Genomic DNA, 13,382 nt, shown 5'->3' with positions numbered 1-13,382 from the left:
TTAGCGAAAAACGGTCATTTGCCCCTTGCCAATCAAGTATCCCAAGGCTAACATCTAAATGACCAGAACTTGTCAGTCCAGTCATTTTATGGACGAGAGAGACGGGAGGCAGAATGGGGACGAGGGGGCGCAAGGGGTTCAGGCCCGCGCTTAGGGAGGTGTTCTCCGAGGCGCAGCGCGCGTACTACGAGGACCCCGGGGCCGTCGACGCCTCGGGCACCGTCGCGCAGGCGGTCGCCGCGGGGCCGGACGGGAATCGCGGGAGGTCGGGGCTCGCGCGGCTGCTCGAGATCGCGGGCGGGCAGCGCGCGGCCGTCGCGGCGTCATGCGCGCTGGCGGTCGCGGCGTCGCTCGTCCGCATCGTCCCCTACCTCGCGACCTACGCCTTCGCGAGCGAGCTCGTGGCGTGCTGGTGGGACACGAGGGCCATGGACGCCCGGCTCGTCGCGGGCTGCGCCGCCGCCACGCTCGCCGCCGCCGTCGCGGGCGGCGCTCTGTCGTACGCGTCGGCGTCCCTGGCGCACCGGGCGGCCTTCCAGATACTCCTGGAGGTGCGCATGGCGCTCATGGAGAAGCTCGCCCGCATCCCGAGCTCGTGGTTCTCCCACACGCGGCAGGGCGAGCTCAAGAAGGTCGTCGTCGACGACGTGGAGAGGGCCGAGGGGTTCATCGCCCACAGCCTGCCCGACGCCGTCACGGCCGTCGCCACGCCGCTCGTCGCGGTCGCCGCCATGCTCCTCGTAGACTGGAGGCTCGCGCTGCTCCTGGCCGTGCCGGTCGTCCTGTCCTTCGCGCTCCTCGGGGCCGCGCTCGGCAGGCCGGAGGGGACCGCGTGCCAGGTCGCCATGGCGAGAAGCGCCGAGGCCTTCTCCGGGACCGCGGTGGAGTACGCGCACGGGATGCCGGTGGTCAAGGTGTTCAACCGCAGCCTCTCGGCCTTCGGGCGCTTCGAGCGGGACGCCCGGGAGTTCGCGGGGAACGTCCGCTGGGCCACCGAGTTCAACGCGCGCGGCATGGGGCTCATGTACGCCGTCATCGGCACGCAGATGCTCCTCATCGTCCCCGCGCTCGTCGCGCTCGCCGCGGCGGGCGAGCCGGCGGGGTCCCTGCTCTCCAAGGCGCTCCTCTTCGCGCTCGTGGGCGGCGGCATGAAGGAGCCGGTGCTCCAGATGGTCGTGAAGGCCGTCGACCTCAACTCCATCAACGCGAGCGTGGCGCGCGTGGACGAGGTGCTGGCCGCGCCGGAGGTCGAGGAGCCCGCGGACCCGAGGGTGCCCGCGTCCCACGACGTGAGGTTCGAGGGGGTGTCCTTCTCCTACGACGGCGCCGACAGGCCAGCCGTCGACCGCGTGACCGCGGACTTCCCCCAGGGGACGGTCACGGGGATCGTCGGGCCGTCCGGCGGCGGCAAGTCGACGCTCGCCGAGCTCGCGCTGCGGCTGCTGGACCCCCAGGAGGGCAGGGTCCTCATCGGAGGGGTCGACGTGAGGGACATCGCCTCCGACGAGCTCTACCGCGCCTGCTCCTTCGTGTTCCAGGAGTCGTTCATCCTCTCGGCGACGGTCGAGGAGAACATCCGGATGGGCGGCTCCGCCACGCACGACGAGGTGGTCGCGGCGGCGAAGGCCGCCCAGGTCCACGACGTGATCGAGGCGCTGCCCCGGGGATACGAGACGGTCATCGGCGAGGGCGGGGCGTCGCTCTCGGGCGGCGAGCGCCAGCGCGTGGCCATCGCGCGCGTCATGCTCCGCGACGCCCCGATCGTGGTGCTCGACGAGGCGACCGCCTACGCCGACGCCGAGAGCGAGGCCCGCATCCAGGAGGCGATCGCGCGGCTCGCCCGCGGCAAGACGGTCATCGTGGTCGCCCACAGGCTGAAGACGGTGCGGCGGGCGGACCAGCTGATCGTCATGGACGGGGGCCGGGTCAGGGGGCGCGGGAGCCACGAGGAGCTCATGCTGACGTGCCCGCTGTACCGGGAGATGGTCGAGGCGGACGAGCGCCGCGGGCGCTGGTCGGTGGGAGGCCGCCCGCAGGCGGCGGGAAGGGGGCGCACCAATGGCTGACCTCAGGAAGAGCATCGAGAACCTCACGTTCGGCAGCCCGGGCCGGCTCAAGGGGATCATAGGCTGGCGCGTGCTCGACTCGCTCGTCTCGAACGTGCCGTCGTGCGTGATGGTGGCCGCGGTCTGGATCGTCATGCAGCCCGTCATCCGCCCCGGCTCCGCGCTCGACACGGGCGCGCTCTGGGCGTGCGCGGCGGTGCTCGCGGCGCAGGCGGCCGTCTCCTACCTCACGTCGCGGAGGGTCTACGTTCTCTCCTGCGCGGGGATGGCGGACGTCGCCCTCGACGCCCGCCTCGCCGCGGGCGAGAGGCTCCGGCGGCTACCCATGGGGTGGTTCCAGGAGCACGGGTCGGGCGAGGTCGTCAGCGTCCTGCAGCGCGACTTCGAGTCGGTCATGAACTACGGCTGGGACATCCTCTCGCAGATGGCGACGATCGCCGTGCGCCTGATCGTCGCCGCGGCCGTGCTGGCGGCGTTCGACTGGCGCCTCACGGCCGCCATGCTCGCCTCCGTGCCGCTCGCCGTGCCGTTCCTGCTCGCGGGCATGAGGGGCGCCGGCGCCAGCAGCGCGCGCCTCTCCCGCGCGCAGACGGAGAGCGCGGCCCGCTCGATCGAGTACGCCGGCGGCATAACGACGCTGCGCGCGTTCGGGTACGCGGGCGCCCGGTTCGACGCCCTGAGGGAGACCTTCGAGGAGCTGCGGGCCGCGTCTCTCGCCAGGGAGTCGTCCGCGCGCCCGATCGCCCTCGCCGGGAGGGCGATCATCATGGCGGGCGCCGCGCTGGTCATGGCCGTCGGGGGCGCCCTCGCCGCGGCGGGCGCGGTCGACCCGTTCGCGCTGCTCGCCTTCCTGCTCATGACGCTCAACGTGTACGAGCCCATCGTCACGCTCTTCTACTACCTGGCGGACTGGTCCGGGGCGCAGGCGGCGGGCGGTCGGATCCGCTCCCTCATGGAGGCGGGCGAGCTGCCCGTGTCCGCCGGCGGCGACGAGCCCCGCGGCTGCGGGATCGAGCTCGAGGACGTGACGTTCTCCTACGGCGGCGGGGCCCGCGCCCTGGGCGGGGCGACGCTCCCCCTCGAGGAGGGGAGGCTCACGGCGCTCGTGGGGCCCTCCGGATCGGGCAAGTCCACCGTATGCCGGCTCGCGGCGCGCTTCTGGGACCCGGACGCGGGGCGCGTGCTGCTCGGCGGCGCCGACGAACGGGGGCTCGACCCGGACGAGGTGCTCGCCCGCATGGCGATCGTGTTCCAGGACGTGTTCCTCTTCCAGGGCACCGTCGCGGACAACATCCGCATGGGCCGGGCCGACGCTACCGACGAGGAGGTGCGCGAGGCCGCCCGGCGCGCGGCGGCGCTCGACTTCATCGAGGCGCTGCCCCAGGGCTTCGACACCCCCGTGGGGGAGGGCGGGTCGACCCTCTCCGGCGGCGAGCGGCAGCGCGTCTCCATCGCGCGGGCGCTGCTCAAGGACGCGCCCGTGGTCCTGCTCGACGAGGCGACGAGCTCGCTCGACGCCCTCAACGAGGTGGCGGTGCAGTCCGCCATCACCGAGCTCGTCCGGGGGCGCACCGTGGCGGTCATCGCGCACCGGCTCCGCTCCATCAGAGACGCCGACCGCATCGTCGTCATGGACGGGGGGCGGGTCGTCGACCAGGGGACCCACGGCGAGCTCATGGGCCGCTGCGACCTCTACCGGCGCCTGTGGGAGGAGCAGGAGCGAGCCGAGGGCTGGCAGATAGCGTAGCACCCTCGCTTGCGGCACGGACCGGGACGCTCGCGCTCAATGCGGGAGGGGCCGCCCAACCGATCAATCCCCACGGACGGCCCCTCCCACCAGCCAATCATACCGCGGACGCCCGCTCCCTCACCCCGCACGGGAGGCGAGCGCCCGCACGGTCTCCTCGTAGCCGCGGAGCCTCTCGAGCACGTCCTGCGGGACGCCGGCGAGGGGGTACGAGCAGAAGCCGGAGCGGACCGAGCGGCCCGCGAGCTCGACGACGCCCGCGCCGACGAGCGCCTCCACGAGCACCGCCGGGACGTTGTTGGCGTCCAGGACCACGTGGCCCGCCCCCGCGCACCACGCCGAGGCGACCGGGTCGCCCGGGAGGTTCACGGTGAGGGAGCACCAGAGCTCCAGGTACTCGTCCTCGTCGCCCGGATCGGTCGCGTCGAGGGCGAGCAGGGCGAGCGCGCCGCCCCGCTCGTAGCGGTCGGCGCACACCGCGAGCCTCACGCGGTCCCCCCAGCTGGTCTCGTACCCGACCGTCACCGCACCCGTCTTGATGATCTCCTCCATGCCAGTCCCCTTCCCGGGCCCTCCGGCCCCAGCGTCTCGCCCCCTGCGGGCAAAGCCGAATGGCGACGCCGCGCGTCGTCGTCGGCTTTGCTCCCCGAGGAGCCGCGCCGGAGCGTCGCGGGGTCAAGGGCGTCTGCAAAGGGCGCCGGGCGCCCGCAACCCCCACCAACCGGAGCCGCGCGGAGGTTTGTGCGGGGTTTTGCATGCGCCCTTGGGGCCGCGAGGCGAGGGCGCCACCCGGTCGGCGACGGGCCGACCGCCGCTCCGGCCGCCGGCCGGGCATGAGGGCGCCCGCGCCCCGGCGGTTCGTCCGGGGCGCGGGCGCTCGGGGGTTGGACCTCTTGCGTGGACGAGCTGGCCGCACGCCCTACCTGAGCAGGATCTCGTCCGCCTCATGGTGCGCCCCGCTGCCGAGGCGGTGCGCGCCGCGTGCGGCGCGGGCGCCGCGGCGCCGGCCCCCGTGCTCGCCGCCCTCGCGGTCGCGTGGACGGCCGCTGCCGCCGCGCTCGCCGTGCGGGGTTGCCGCCGCTTCGCCCACGAGCTCGCCGCCGAGCGCGACCGGCTGGCGTAGCGTTTGCCGACCGCCTTCTTGACCTGGCTCCTCGCTAAGCAGAAAATGTAAAGACATTGTCTTTAAGGAGGTGCCGCATGGCTGATACGACCCTCGTGAACTTCCGGCTCGATCAGGACACCAAGCGCTCGATGGAGGGCGTCTGTCGAGACCTCGGCATGAGCATGACCACGGCGTTCACGCTCTTCGCCAAGAAGGTCAACCGCGAGCGGCGCATCCCCTTCGACGTTTCGCTCGACGGCGCGGCGGGAGCACGGGCGTCCGTGCCGTCGCTCGCCGTGGGCGCCAACCACGCCGACCCGGCGGTCATCGTCGAGGGCGTGACGCGCGTCTTTGGCGAGGGGGCGGCCGAGCGCCGCGCGCTCGACGGCGCCTCGCTCACGGTGCGCCGCGGGGAGTTCGTCGCCGTCATGGGGGCCTCGGGATCGGGCAAGTCCACGCTCCTGCACATCTTGGGCGGCGTCGACGCGCCCACCGCGGGCCGCGTCGTGGTTGACGGCATGGACCTCTCCACCTTGGGGCCGGATGCGCTGGCGCTCTTCCGCCGGCACACCGTCGGGCTCGTCTACCAGGCGCACAACCTCGTTCCGTTCCTCACGGCGCGCGACAACATCGATCTGCCCCTGCGCTTCGACGGAGCCAGGCCCGGCCCCTCCGAGGTGGCGGAGCTGCTCGACCTTCTCGACATAGCCGATTGCGAGCAGAGTCTCCCCTCCGAGCTGTCGGGCGGGCAGCAGCAGCGCGTCGCCATCGCCCGGGCGCTCGCGGCCAAGCCCGCCGTGGTGCTTGCGGACGAACCGACGGGCAGCCTCGACCGTGCGAACGGAGGGCGCGTGGTGCAGCTGCTCGGCAGGGCGCGCGACCGCTTTGGGACCACCGTCGTTCTGGTAACGCACGACGAGAGCGTCGCCGCCGCGGCGGACCGCGTTGTGCGCATCTCGGACGGCCGCGTCGTCGAGGAGGGCTGAGCAGTGCTTCGCTCCTACCTTGAGGCGTACATCAGCCACAACAGGGCGCCCGTTGCCGCCCTCGCCTCGCTTTCGTTTGTGGCGTCCGTCCTGCTCGGGCTCATCGTGGGCGTGGGCAGCCTCATGGTCACCGACTACCTCGTGCGCATGGCGGCGCTTGGCCAGGCCCCCGACGTTACCGGGTCGACCATCGCCTTCGGCCTCGTGATCGCGCTGGCGGCCGTCGCCGTTGTTCTCATGCTCAAGAGCGCCTTCGACGTCTCCATGAGCGCGCGCATCAGGCAGCTCGGGCTTCTCAAGAGCATGGGTGCCAAGGACGGTCAGGTCAGGCGGCTGCTGCTCGCCGAGGGCTGCGCGCTCTCGCTTCCCGCGGCCGCCGCCGGCGTGCTTGTCGGCCTTGGGCTGGCGCTCGCGCTGGTGAGTGCCGTGGTGTCTGCCACCGCGCAGAGCCGCACATACGACCCGGTGGTCGAGATCGCGCCGCAGACGGTCGTCCTCGGGCTCGCCGTCGCCGTCTCGACCGTCCTTGTCTCCGCCCTGCTCCCGGCGCGACGCATCGGGCGTGTGAGCATCGTCCAGGCGATGCGGCAGGGCGACGACGACTGTCGCGCGGCCAAGCGGCCCGGCGTCCTTGCCCGCATCATGGGGAGCGGCCTCGGCATCGAGTTTCAGCTGGCGGCGTCGTCGCTGCGCGCCCGGCGCCGCGGCATGCGCACCGCGAACGTGTCGATCGCCCTGGCCGTGCTCGCCTTTGTGACGCTCCTCAACTTTGAGACGCTCTCGCACCTCTCGACGCAGGTGACGTACTTTGATCGCTACGCGGGCGTCTGGGACGTCCGCGTCACCGTGGACGGCGCCGAGGCCGCGGGTCCCGACCAGGCGCTTGTAGACGAGCTGCTTGCGACCGACGGCGTGACGGGCGTCTCCACCGGCGACGCTTACAAGGTCGGCTCGGGCGACCTGTTCTATAACGTCCTGACCGACTCGGCGGCGTCCGAGGCGCGCGTCGCCGACGAGCTCGCCCGCCGTTTCGCGGGGCGGGACGACGTTGAGGTGCTGAGCCTTCGCGCCGAGGCGGCGCGCGACGCGAGCGTGCGGGCCGGCCTTCGCCTCTTCGTCGACGTGCTGGCCGGAGTGCTCGCCTGCGTTGGGATCGCGGACGTGTTCGCGAGCGTCCTCGGCAGGATTCCGGCGCGCCGGCGCGAGATGTCCCAGCTCCTTGCGGCAGGCATCGACCGCAGGCAGGCCTCGCGCATGTTTACGGCAGAGTCGGTGCTTATCATCGCCAGGCCGCTGGCGTGGGCGCTCGCCCTCAACGTCGTCATCGCCGTTCTCGCGATTGCCGCGAGCCCGGTTGAGCCGTTGGTGTTTCTCGCCAGCATGCCGGTGGCGCCGGTTGCGCTCTTCGTCCTCGTGTGCTGGCTCCTGGTGCGTCTTGCCTACGCCCTCGGCGAGCGGGCCGTCTTCCGAGCGCCCACCCTTGCCGTAAACGTGGAGTAGGCCCTTGGGCCGGCCCGTGCGAAATGCGGGCCGCTAACCAAAAGCTAACGGATCTGGCCTACCGTTGCGTTGGGTGATGCCGGCAGGGGTGCATCTATGGCGAAGCATGTGCTCGTCGTCGAGGACGAGCCCGACGTGCTGGACGCGCTCGTCCAGCTGCTCGCGAGCGCGGGCTTTGAGGTGCGGGGCGAGAGGGATGGGCTCGCGGGGCTCCGCGCGTTCCAGGAGGCCCTTCGGACCGTGAAGAACGCCCACAGGTCGGGCCCCCAGACGACCGCCGCCGCGACCAGCAGGGCCGCCGCCGCGACGCAGCCCGCCGCGGCGAGCGCCCTTCCGCCCGTCCCGCGCTCCCCTTCCGTTTCCTCGCCCGCCATGTCCGCGCCCTCCTGTCGGTCCTTCCGTCCTGGTGTCATTATGACGGGGGGGGGGTTCCGGGCAACCGTCGGCCCTCGTCGGTAACGGCCCCCGCGGGATCTCTCTCGCGAGGGCCGTCTTGTCCGGTCGGGACTCGTGGGGATTGTCTTTTGGATCCCTGCCGGATCGACTGGGTCGCGCCCCCAGATAAAAATCGAGTTCTCCGCTGCATGACAAGATGGACGCACCCTAGGCTCGCTGGCGGCCAGGCCCTCAAGAACCCTCAAAAGGGCGCATGTCGTCAGTCCCTGTCTCGCCAGCGCCGGATGAGGTAGTTGCGCACCGGCACTGCCACGATAATCAATCCGATTACGAAGAGCACCGTGAGGTCCATCCCGCCCCTAGAACTCGCGCGTCTCGTAGAGCTTGAGGGAGAGTGCGGCAGAGAGAGCGAGAGAGCCGGCCGAGAGCGCGAGCAGCCCGATGAGGCACCCCGCCGCGCCCGCAGGTGACCAGACGAGGCTCAGGGCTCCTGCGAGGCCCTCGACCGTGAGCGTGCTCTCGTCGATCATGCCGCTCCCGCCCGCAACGATGATGGGGCAGAGAAGCACGAAGAGGGGCACGAGCGGCAGGTACTGCGTCGTCCTCGTGTTGCCAAAGCGGAAGAAGAGCGGGACCTCCACGGCCGCGCAGAGCGACCCGACGGCAAAGAGCACCCCCGCGGAGAAGACCATGCCCATCAGAGCGTCCTCGGAGAGCGCCAGGGCGGACGAGAGCTCTCCCGGCAGCGGGATGAAGAGCGCGACCGCCCCGAGGGCGACCGCCGCCGCCAATCCGAGGGCCAGTCCGCCGAGCCCGAGTGTCGCGATGGCGCCGTAGCGGGCGAGCACCACGTCACGACGGGAGAGCGGCATCGTGAGACGGAGGCGCTCCCAGCCATTCAGGTCATCGAAGGAGTTTGTCCCGGACACGCCGAGCAGGAGGTACATCATCGCAAGGAGGCCTGGTGCCATCACGGAGGTCTGCATGCCCAGGCTCACGCACACGGCGACAAAGAACCCGAGGCCGAGGAGCGCCCGCGAGTAGTCCCTCAGGACGGTCATGTCAACGAGGTAGGCGCGTAGCATCTTCGTGCTCCAATCATTGGTGAGGGGCGCCAGGGGAAGGCCCTCGCAGCGCCCCGCTCTGCTCGTCCCTGCCCGCGCCCTAGAGCTCTCGCGTCTCGTAGAGCTTGAGGGAGATCGCGGCGGACGCGGCGAGGATTGCGACGGCGGCCGCCACCATGCCCGCGCAGCCCACGGCCAGGCCCTCGGGGGTCTCGATGTAGGCGAGGAACGCCGAGATCTGCTCGAGGCCCGGAAGCGCCCCGTCGAGAAGCCCGCTGTTGCCGAGGAAGACCACGGGCAGCACGAAGATCATGACGATGATCGTGGGCAGGAGCTGGGTGGCCTTGGTCTGGCCGAGGCGGAAGTAGATCGGCGTCACGACGGAGGCGACGACGGCGCCGATGAGCAGGCAGAACGTCGTGGCGAAAGCCATCGCGGAGAGCATGTCGGCGTCAAGGGCGAGCGCCTGGGAGAGCTCCCCGGGGAGCTCGACGGCGGAGGCCGCGGCGCCGATTGCGAGCGCGGCGAGCAGGCCCACCGCCATGCCTCCCAGGCCCAGCGTCACGATGGCGCCGTAGCGGCCGAGCACCACGTCGCGGCGGGAGAGCGGGAGGGTGAGGCGGAAGCGCCCCCAGTCGTTCTGCTCGTCGTATGCGGCGGCGCCCATGGCGCCCATCATGAAGAACATGCAGGTGATGATCGAGGGGGCGGCGAGCACGGTCTGCATCCCGCAGCCCACGAGCACCGCCACGAGAAATCCGAGGGCCAGAAGCTGCCTGCCGTAGTCGCGAAAGATGGTGAGCTCGATGAGATATGCGCGCTTCATTATCGGACACCGCCCTTCAGGGTGAGAGCCATGTAGTCGTCGATGGTCATGCGGTCGCAGGGGATGTCGGGGAAGTTCTCGGCAAAGGCGAAGCGGTCGGGCACGAGCAGGTCGATGCCGTAGTCGTGGCGCAGGTAGCGGAGCTCGGAGTCGGGGACCATGCCGGAGGAGGCGATCCTCTCGAGGTCGGCCACGCGGCACCGGGCGACGCCAGCCGAGTCGGTTATGGCGTCCTTCTCGAGGTCGAAGACGATGCGGCCGGCGTCGATGCAGACGACGCGGTCCGCGATGCGCTCGAGGTCGCTCGTGATATGGCTGCTCATGAGGATGGCGTGCCCCGGCTGGGACACGAAGTCGCGCAGACGCTCGAGCGCCTCGTCGCGCGCCATCGGGTCGAGCCCCGCGGTGGCCTCGTCGAGGATGAGGACCTGCGGGTCGTGCGCGAGCGCGCAGGCGAGGCTGAGCTTCATGCCCATGCCGCGCGAGAGGTCCTTCACGGCCTTCTTGGGGTCGAGCCCGAGGTCGCGGGTGAGCTGCGAGAAGCGGTGCGCGTCCCAGGAGGCGAAGGCGCTCGCGTAGATGCGCCCGACGTCTGCCACCCTGAGGTGCCCGGGCAGCGAGACGGTGTCGAAGACGACGCCTACGCGCTCCTTCGTCGCCGCGCCTGACGCGCGGGTGAGCTCGTCGCTCGGGGTGCCGAGGACGCTCCCCTCGCCGCCGTCGACCCGGATGAGGCCGAGGAGCGCCTTAATGGTGGTTGACTTGCCGGCGCCGTTCTGGCCGACGAACCCCACCACCTCGCCCTCGTTCACGACGAGATCCACCCCCTCGAGGGAGAAGCCGTCGTAGTGCTTGGTGAGCCCGCGGGCCTCGATGAGAGCCGCGCTCGAGCCTTTGGTCATGATGTTCACGTCCCTTCTTGCGCGCCCACGCGGGCGCTACTCCAGTACTAGGGCGAGCATCTCGGTGAGCTCGTCGTCGGTGAGGCCGACCGAGCGGCCCTTCTCGACCGCCCTCGCCATGAGGCCTTCGACCTCCCTCATCTGCTCCTCGCGGATGAGCTCGGCGTTCCCGCCGGAGACGAAGCTCCCCTTGCCCTGCACCGTCTCGATGAGTCCCGTTGCCTCCAGGTCCGCGTAGGCGCGCTTGGTGGTGATGGCGCTCACGCGCAGGCTGTTGGCCAGCGCCCTGATCGAGGGGAGCTGCTCGCCCTCGGCCAGCTCGCCCTTGACGATCGCGGCCTTGATCTGGTCCGTGATCTGCTCGTAGATGGGCTTGCCGCTCGAGTTCGAGATGATGATGTCCAAGTTCCGATCCTTCCTGCTCGCCCCTCGGGCGTCCCCTCGGGGGGTTGCCGCCGCGGGGCGTCCCCCTTGGCGGCGCGAGGCGGCGGCGGACGTCTTCGCGCCGCCCCGTCGGGTATATACCGTATATACCCGATAGCTACAGTATATACTCACCTATACACAGTGCAAGGGTAATTTCCGACTTTTTTGAATCGCGACTCCGGGACGGCCCTCAGCTGGGAAGCTAACCGTAAGCTAACGCCCGCGCGGTATGGTTGCAGCGGGGTCTGATGAGAAAGGGGTGGCGGCCATGGCGGAGAGGGTGCTCGTGGTCGAGGACGAGCCCGACGTGCTGGACGCGCTCGTGCAGCTGCTCGCGCACGCGGGCTACGAGGCACGCGGGGAGGCGGACGGGCTCGCGGGCCTCCGCGCGTTCCAGGAGGCCCTTCGGAGCGTGCCCTTCGACCTCGTCATGCTGGACGTGATGATGCCCAGGATCGACGGCTTCACGCTCTGCGAGGCGATCAGGTCCTCCTCCGACGTCCCCGTCATGGTCATCACCGCCCTTGACGGCGAGGACGACCAGCTGCGCGCCTTCCGCCTGCTCGCCGACGACTTCGTGTCCAAGCCCTTCTCGCTGCCCGTGGTGCTCGAGCGCGCCCGCGCGCTGCTCAGGCGCTCCTCAGCGCGGCCTGCGCCCGCGGACGCCGCCCTGGCGTGGCGCGACGTGGTGCTCGACCCCGCCTCGCGCGAACTATCGCGGGGCGGGGTCCCCGTCGGGCTCACCAGGACCGAGTTCGACGTCCTGCTCGCCCTCATGTCGCGGCCGGGTAGGGTGCTCTCCCGCGCCGAGCTCGCCTCCGCGGGCGGGCAGGCCGACCCCGCCGACCCCACCGCCGGCGAGTCGGCCGTGAAGCTCCACGTCATGAACATCCGCCGCAAGCTCGGGGCCGACGTCGTCGAGACCGTGAGGGGGGTGGGCTACCGTGTGCCGCGCGATCGCTAGCAGCCTCTCCGCGAAGGTGTTCCTGCTCACGGCGGCGCTCCTCGCCGTCGGGTGCCTTGCCCTCTACGTCGCCGTCGCGCTCGCGCTGCCGGGCGGCTACCGCGCCCTCTCCGCAGCCCGCGCCGAGGAGGCCGCCGCGGCGCTCGCCGCCGAGCTCTCCGAGGCGGACGCCGGGGAGGCGGCGGGCATCGTCGAGCGCTTCGCCGCTGAGAACGGCGCGGCGGTGACGCTCTCCGGGGAGCCCGGCACCGCGGCCGCCGGGGAGGGGGCTTCGGAGGGCTCCGCCTACACCGTGTCCGTTGCCGTCGAGCTGGCCGACGGGTCGAGCGAGCTCCTCACCATCACCGACTCATCGGGTGCGCTCGGAATCATCGGCGACGCGTTCCTGCGCCTCTTCCCGCCGGCCGCCGCCCTCATCCTCGCGGTCTCCGCCGCGGGCGCATGGGTCTGCGCCCGCCTCGTGGCGCGCCCCGTCGTCGAGATCGCGGACGTCTCCGAGCGCCTGTCGCGCCTCGACATGACGTGGTCTTGCGACGAGCGGCGCGCAGACGAGGTGGGCGTGCTCGCGCGGAGCCTCAACGCCATGGCGGCGAGGCTCGGGCGCACCATCGGCGAGCTCCGGGGGGCCAACGAGCGCCTGCGCGCCGAGGCCGACGCGGCTCGCGCACGGGAACGGGAGCGCCGCGACTTCCTCGCCGCGGCCTCCCACGAGCTCAAGACCCCGCTCGCCGCCGCGCGGGTTCAGGTGGAGGGCATGATGCTCGGCATCGGCGACTTCGCCGACCACGGCGCCCACCTGCCCCGGGCGCTCGCGGCGCTCGACCGCATGGACGCCCTCGTGCGCGAGATGCTCGCGGCGGCGCGGGCCGAGTCCGCTCCCGCGGCGGCGCCCGAGGCCCTCGACGCCCGCGAGGTCGCGGCCTCGGCGGTGTCGGCGTCGCGGGAGCTCGCCGCGTCGCACGGCGTGGAGCTCGCGCTGCTCCCCGGGGCGCCCTGCCCGGTGGTGGCCGAGCGCGCGCAGCTCGAGCGGGCCGTCTCCAACGCCGTCTCCAACGCCGCGCGCCACGCCACGCCCGGCACCCGCGCGACCGTCTCGCTCGGGGGCGGCCGCCTGCGCGTGGAGAACCGCTGCGAGCCGCTGCCGCCCGAGGTCGCGGCCCGGCTCACCGAGCCCTTCTTCCGCCCAGACGCCTCGCGCTCGCGCGACGGCGGCGGCTCCGGCCTGGGGCTTCACCTCGCAGCGCAGGCCCTCGACCGCCTGGGGGCGCCGCTCTCGGTCTCCTGCGAGGGAGGGGCCTTCGTCTTCGAGGCCGACCTCTCCGGCCTCGCGGCGCCCGCGCGAACGGAAGACTAACCGAACGAGGACCGCGCGCGAACGGGCGCGCGCCACCATCGGGGTC

The 13,382-nt window shown here is 71.8% G+C and carries 13 protein-coding genes; 8 read left to right on the top strand and 5 right to left on the bottom strand.

Going from position 1 to position 13,382, the window contains the following annotated elements:
- The first annotated feature begins 113 nt into the window (after positions 1 to 113).
- Both BQ7391_RS04090 and BQ7391_RS04085 read left to right on the top strand, forming a co-directional pair.
- A complete protein-coding gene (locus tag BQ7391_RS04090; RefSeq protein ID WP_083662085.1) occupies positions 114 to 2,066 on the top strand; it encodes an ABC transporter ATP-binding protein in 1,953 nt (650 codons plus the stop codon).
- Positions 2,059 to 3,813 (top strand): ABC transporter ATP-binding protein, encoded by a 1,755-nt coding sequence (locus BQ7391_RS04085; RefSeq protein ID WP_083662084.1) that lies wholly within the window; start codon positions 2,059 to 2,061, stop codon positions 3,811 to 3,813. Before BQ7391_RS04090 ends, BQ7391_RS04085 begins: the two co-directional genes overlap by 8 nt.
- A 120-nt stretch (positions 3,814 to 3,933) precedes the next feature.
- On the opposite strand, the gene BQ7391_RS04080 is transcribed toward BQ7391_RS04085, so the two are convergent.
- Positions 3,934 to 4,365, bottom strand: a complete 432-nt coding sequence (locus BQ7391_RS04080; protein ID WP_075279413.1) for a DUF4313 domain-containing protein — start codon at positions 4,363 to 4,365, stop codon at positions 3,934 to 3,936.
- Positions 4,366 to 4,759: 394 nt separating this feature from the next.
- On the opposite strand from BQ7391_RS04080, the gene BQ7391_RS12320 reads away from it, so the two are divergent.
- From BQ7391_RS12320 to BQ7391_RS04060, 4 genes are all read left to right on the top strand, one after another.
- Positions 4,760 to 4,936 carry a hypothetical protein gene (locus BQ7391_RS12320; RefSeq protein ID WP_159437347.1) on the top strand — a complete coding sequence of 59 codons (177 nt, stop codon included), beginning with the start codon at positions 4,760 to 4,762 and terminating at the stop codon, positions 4,934 to 4,936.
- A 77-nt stretch (positions 4,937 to 5,013) separates the two neighbouring features.
- On the top strand, positions 5,014 to 5,904 hold the full coding sequence (locus tag BQ7391_RS04070; RefSeq protein ID WP_235858615.1) for a type II toxin-antitoxin system RelB/DinJ family antitoxin: 891 nt from the start codon (positions 5,014 to 5,016) through the stop codon (positions 5,902 to 5,904).
- 3 nt (positions 5,905 to 5,907) lie between these two features.
- Positions 5,908 to 7,404 (top strand): FtsX-like permease family protein, encoded by a 1,497-nt coding sequence (locus tag BQ7391_RS04065; protein WP_075279412.1) that lies wholly within the window; start codon positions 5,908 to 5,910, stop codon positions 7,402 to 7,404.
- A gap of 96 nt (positions 7,405 to 7,500) precedes the next feature.
- Positions 7,501 to 7,863 (top strand): response regulator transcription factor, encoded by a 363-nt coding sequence (locus BQ7391_RS04060; RefSeq protein ID WP_075279411.1) that lies wholly within the window; start codon positions 7,501 to 7,503, stop codon positions 7,861 to 7,863.
- A gap of 296 nt (positions 7,864 to 8,159) precedes the next feature.
- On the opposite strand, the gene BQ7391_RS04055 is transcribed toward BQ7391_RS04060, so the two are convergent.
- The 4 genes from BQ7391_RS04055 to BQ7391_RS04040 form a co-directional block, all read right to left on the bottom strand.
- Complete coding sequence (locus tag BQ7391_RS04055) at positions 8,160 to 8,885, bottom strand: ABC-2 transporter permease (protein WP_075279410.1); 726 nt, start codon at positions 8,883 to 8,885, stop codon at positions 8,160 to 8,162.
- A gap of 79 nt (positions 8,886 to 8,964) precedes the next feature.
- On the bottom strand, positions 8,965 to 9,690 hold the full coding sequence (locus BQ7391_RS04050) for an ABC-2 transporter permease (RefSeq protein ID WP_075279409.1): 726 nt from the start codon (positions 9,688 to 9,690) through the stop codon (positions 8,965 to 8,967).
- A complete protein-coding gene (locus BQ7391_RS04045) occupies positions 9,690 to 10,592 on the bottom strand; it encodes an ABC transporter ATP-binding protein (protein WP_075280869.1) in 903 nt (300 codons plus the stop codon). The genes BQ7391_RS04050 and BQ7391_RS04045 overlap by 1 nt, the downstream gene beginning before the upstream one ends.
- Positions 10,593 to 10,628: 36 nt before the next feature.
- A complete protein-coding gene (locus BQ7391_RS04040) occupies positions 10,629 to 10,997 on the bottom strand; it encodes a GntR family transcriptional regulator (RefSeq protein ID WP_075279408.1) in 369 nt (122 codons plus the stop codon).
- A gap of 289 nt (positions 10,998 to 11,286) precedes the next feature.
- Here BQ7391_RS04040 and BQ7391_RS04035 point away from each other — a divergent pair, with 289 nt between their 5' ends.
- Both BQ7391_RS04035 and BQ7391_RS04030 read left to right on the top strand, forming a co-directional pair.
- On the top strand, positions 11,287 to 11,982 hold the full coding sequence (locus tag BQ7391_RS04035) for a response regulator transcription factor (RefSeq protein WP_075279407.1): 696 nt from the start codon (positions 11,287 to 11,289) through the stop codon (positions 11,980 to 11,982).
- Positions 11,963 to 13,336: a sensor histidine kinase gene (locus BQ7391_RS04030; RefSeq protein ID WP_075279406.1), complete on the top strand. Its 1,374-nt coding sequence runs from the start codon at positions 11,963 to 11,965 to the stop codon at positions 13,334 to 13,336. The genes BQ7391_RS04035 and BQ7391_RS04030 overlap by 20 nt, the downstream gene beginning before the upstream one ends.
- Positions 13,337 to 13,382 lie beyond the last annotated feature (46 nt).

It is taken from the genome of Thermophilibacter provencensis (genome assembly GCF_900128445.1).
Classification (GTDB): domain Bacteria; phylum Actinomycetota; class Coriobacteriia; order Coriobacteriales; family Atopobiaceae; genus Thermophilibacter; species Thermophilibacter provencensis.
Note: the sequence above shows the minus strand (reverse complement) of the source record. Positions and strands in the feature narration are given on the sequence as shown.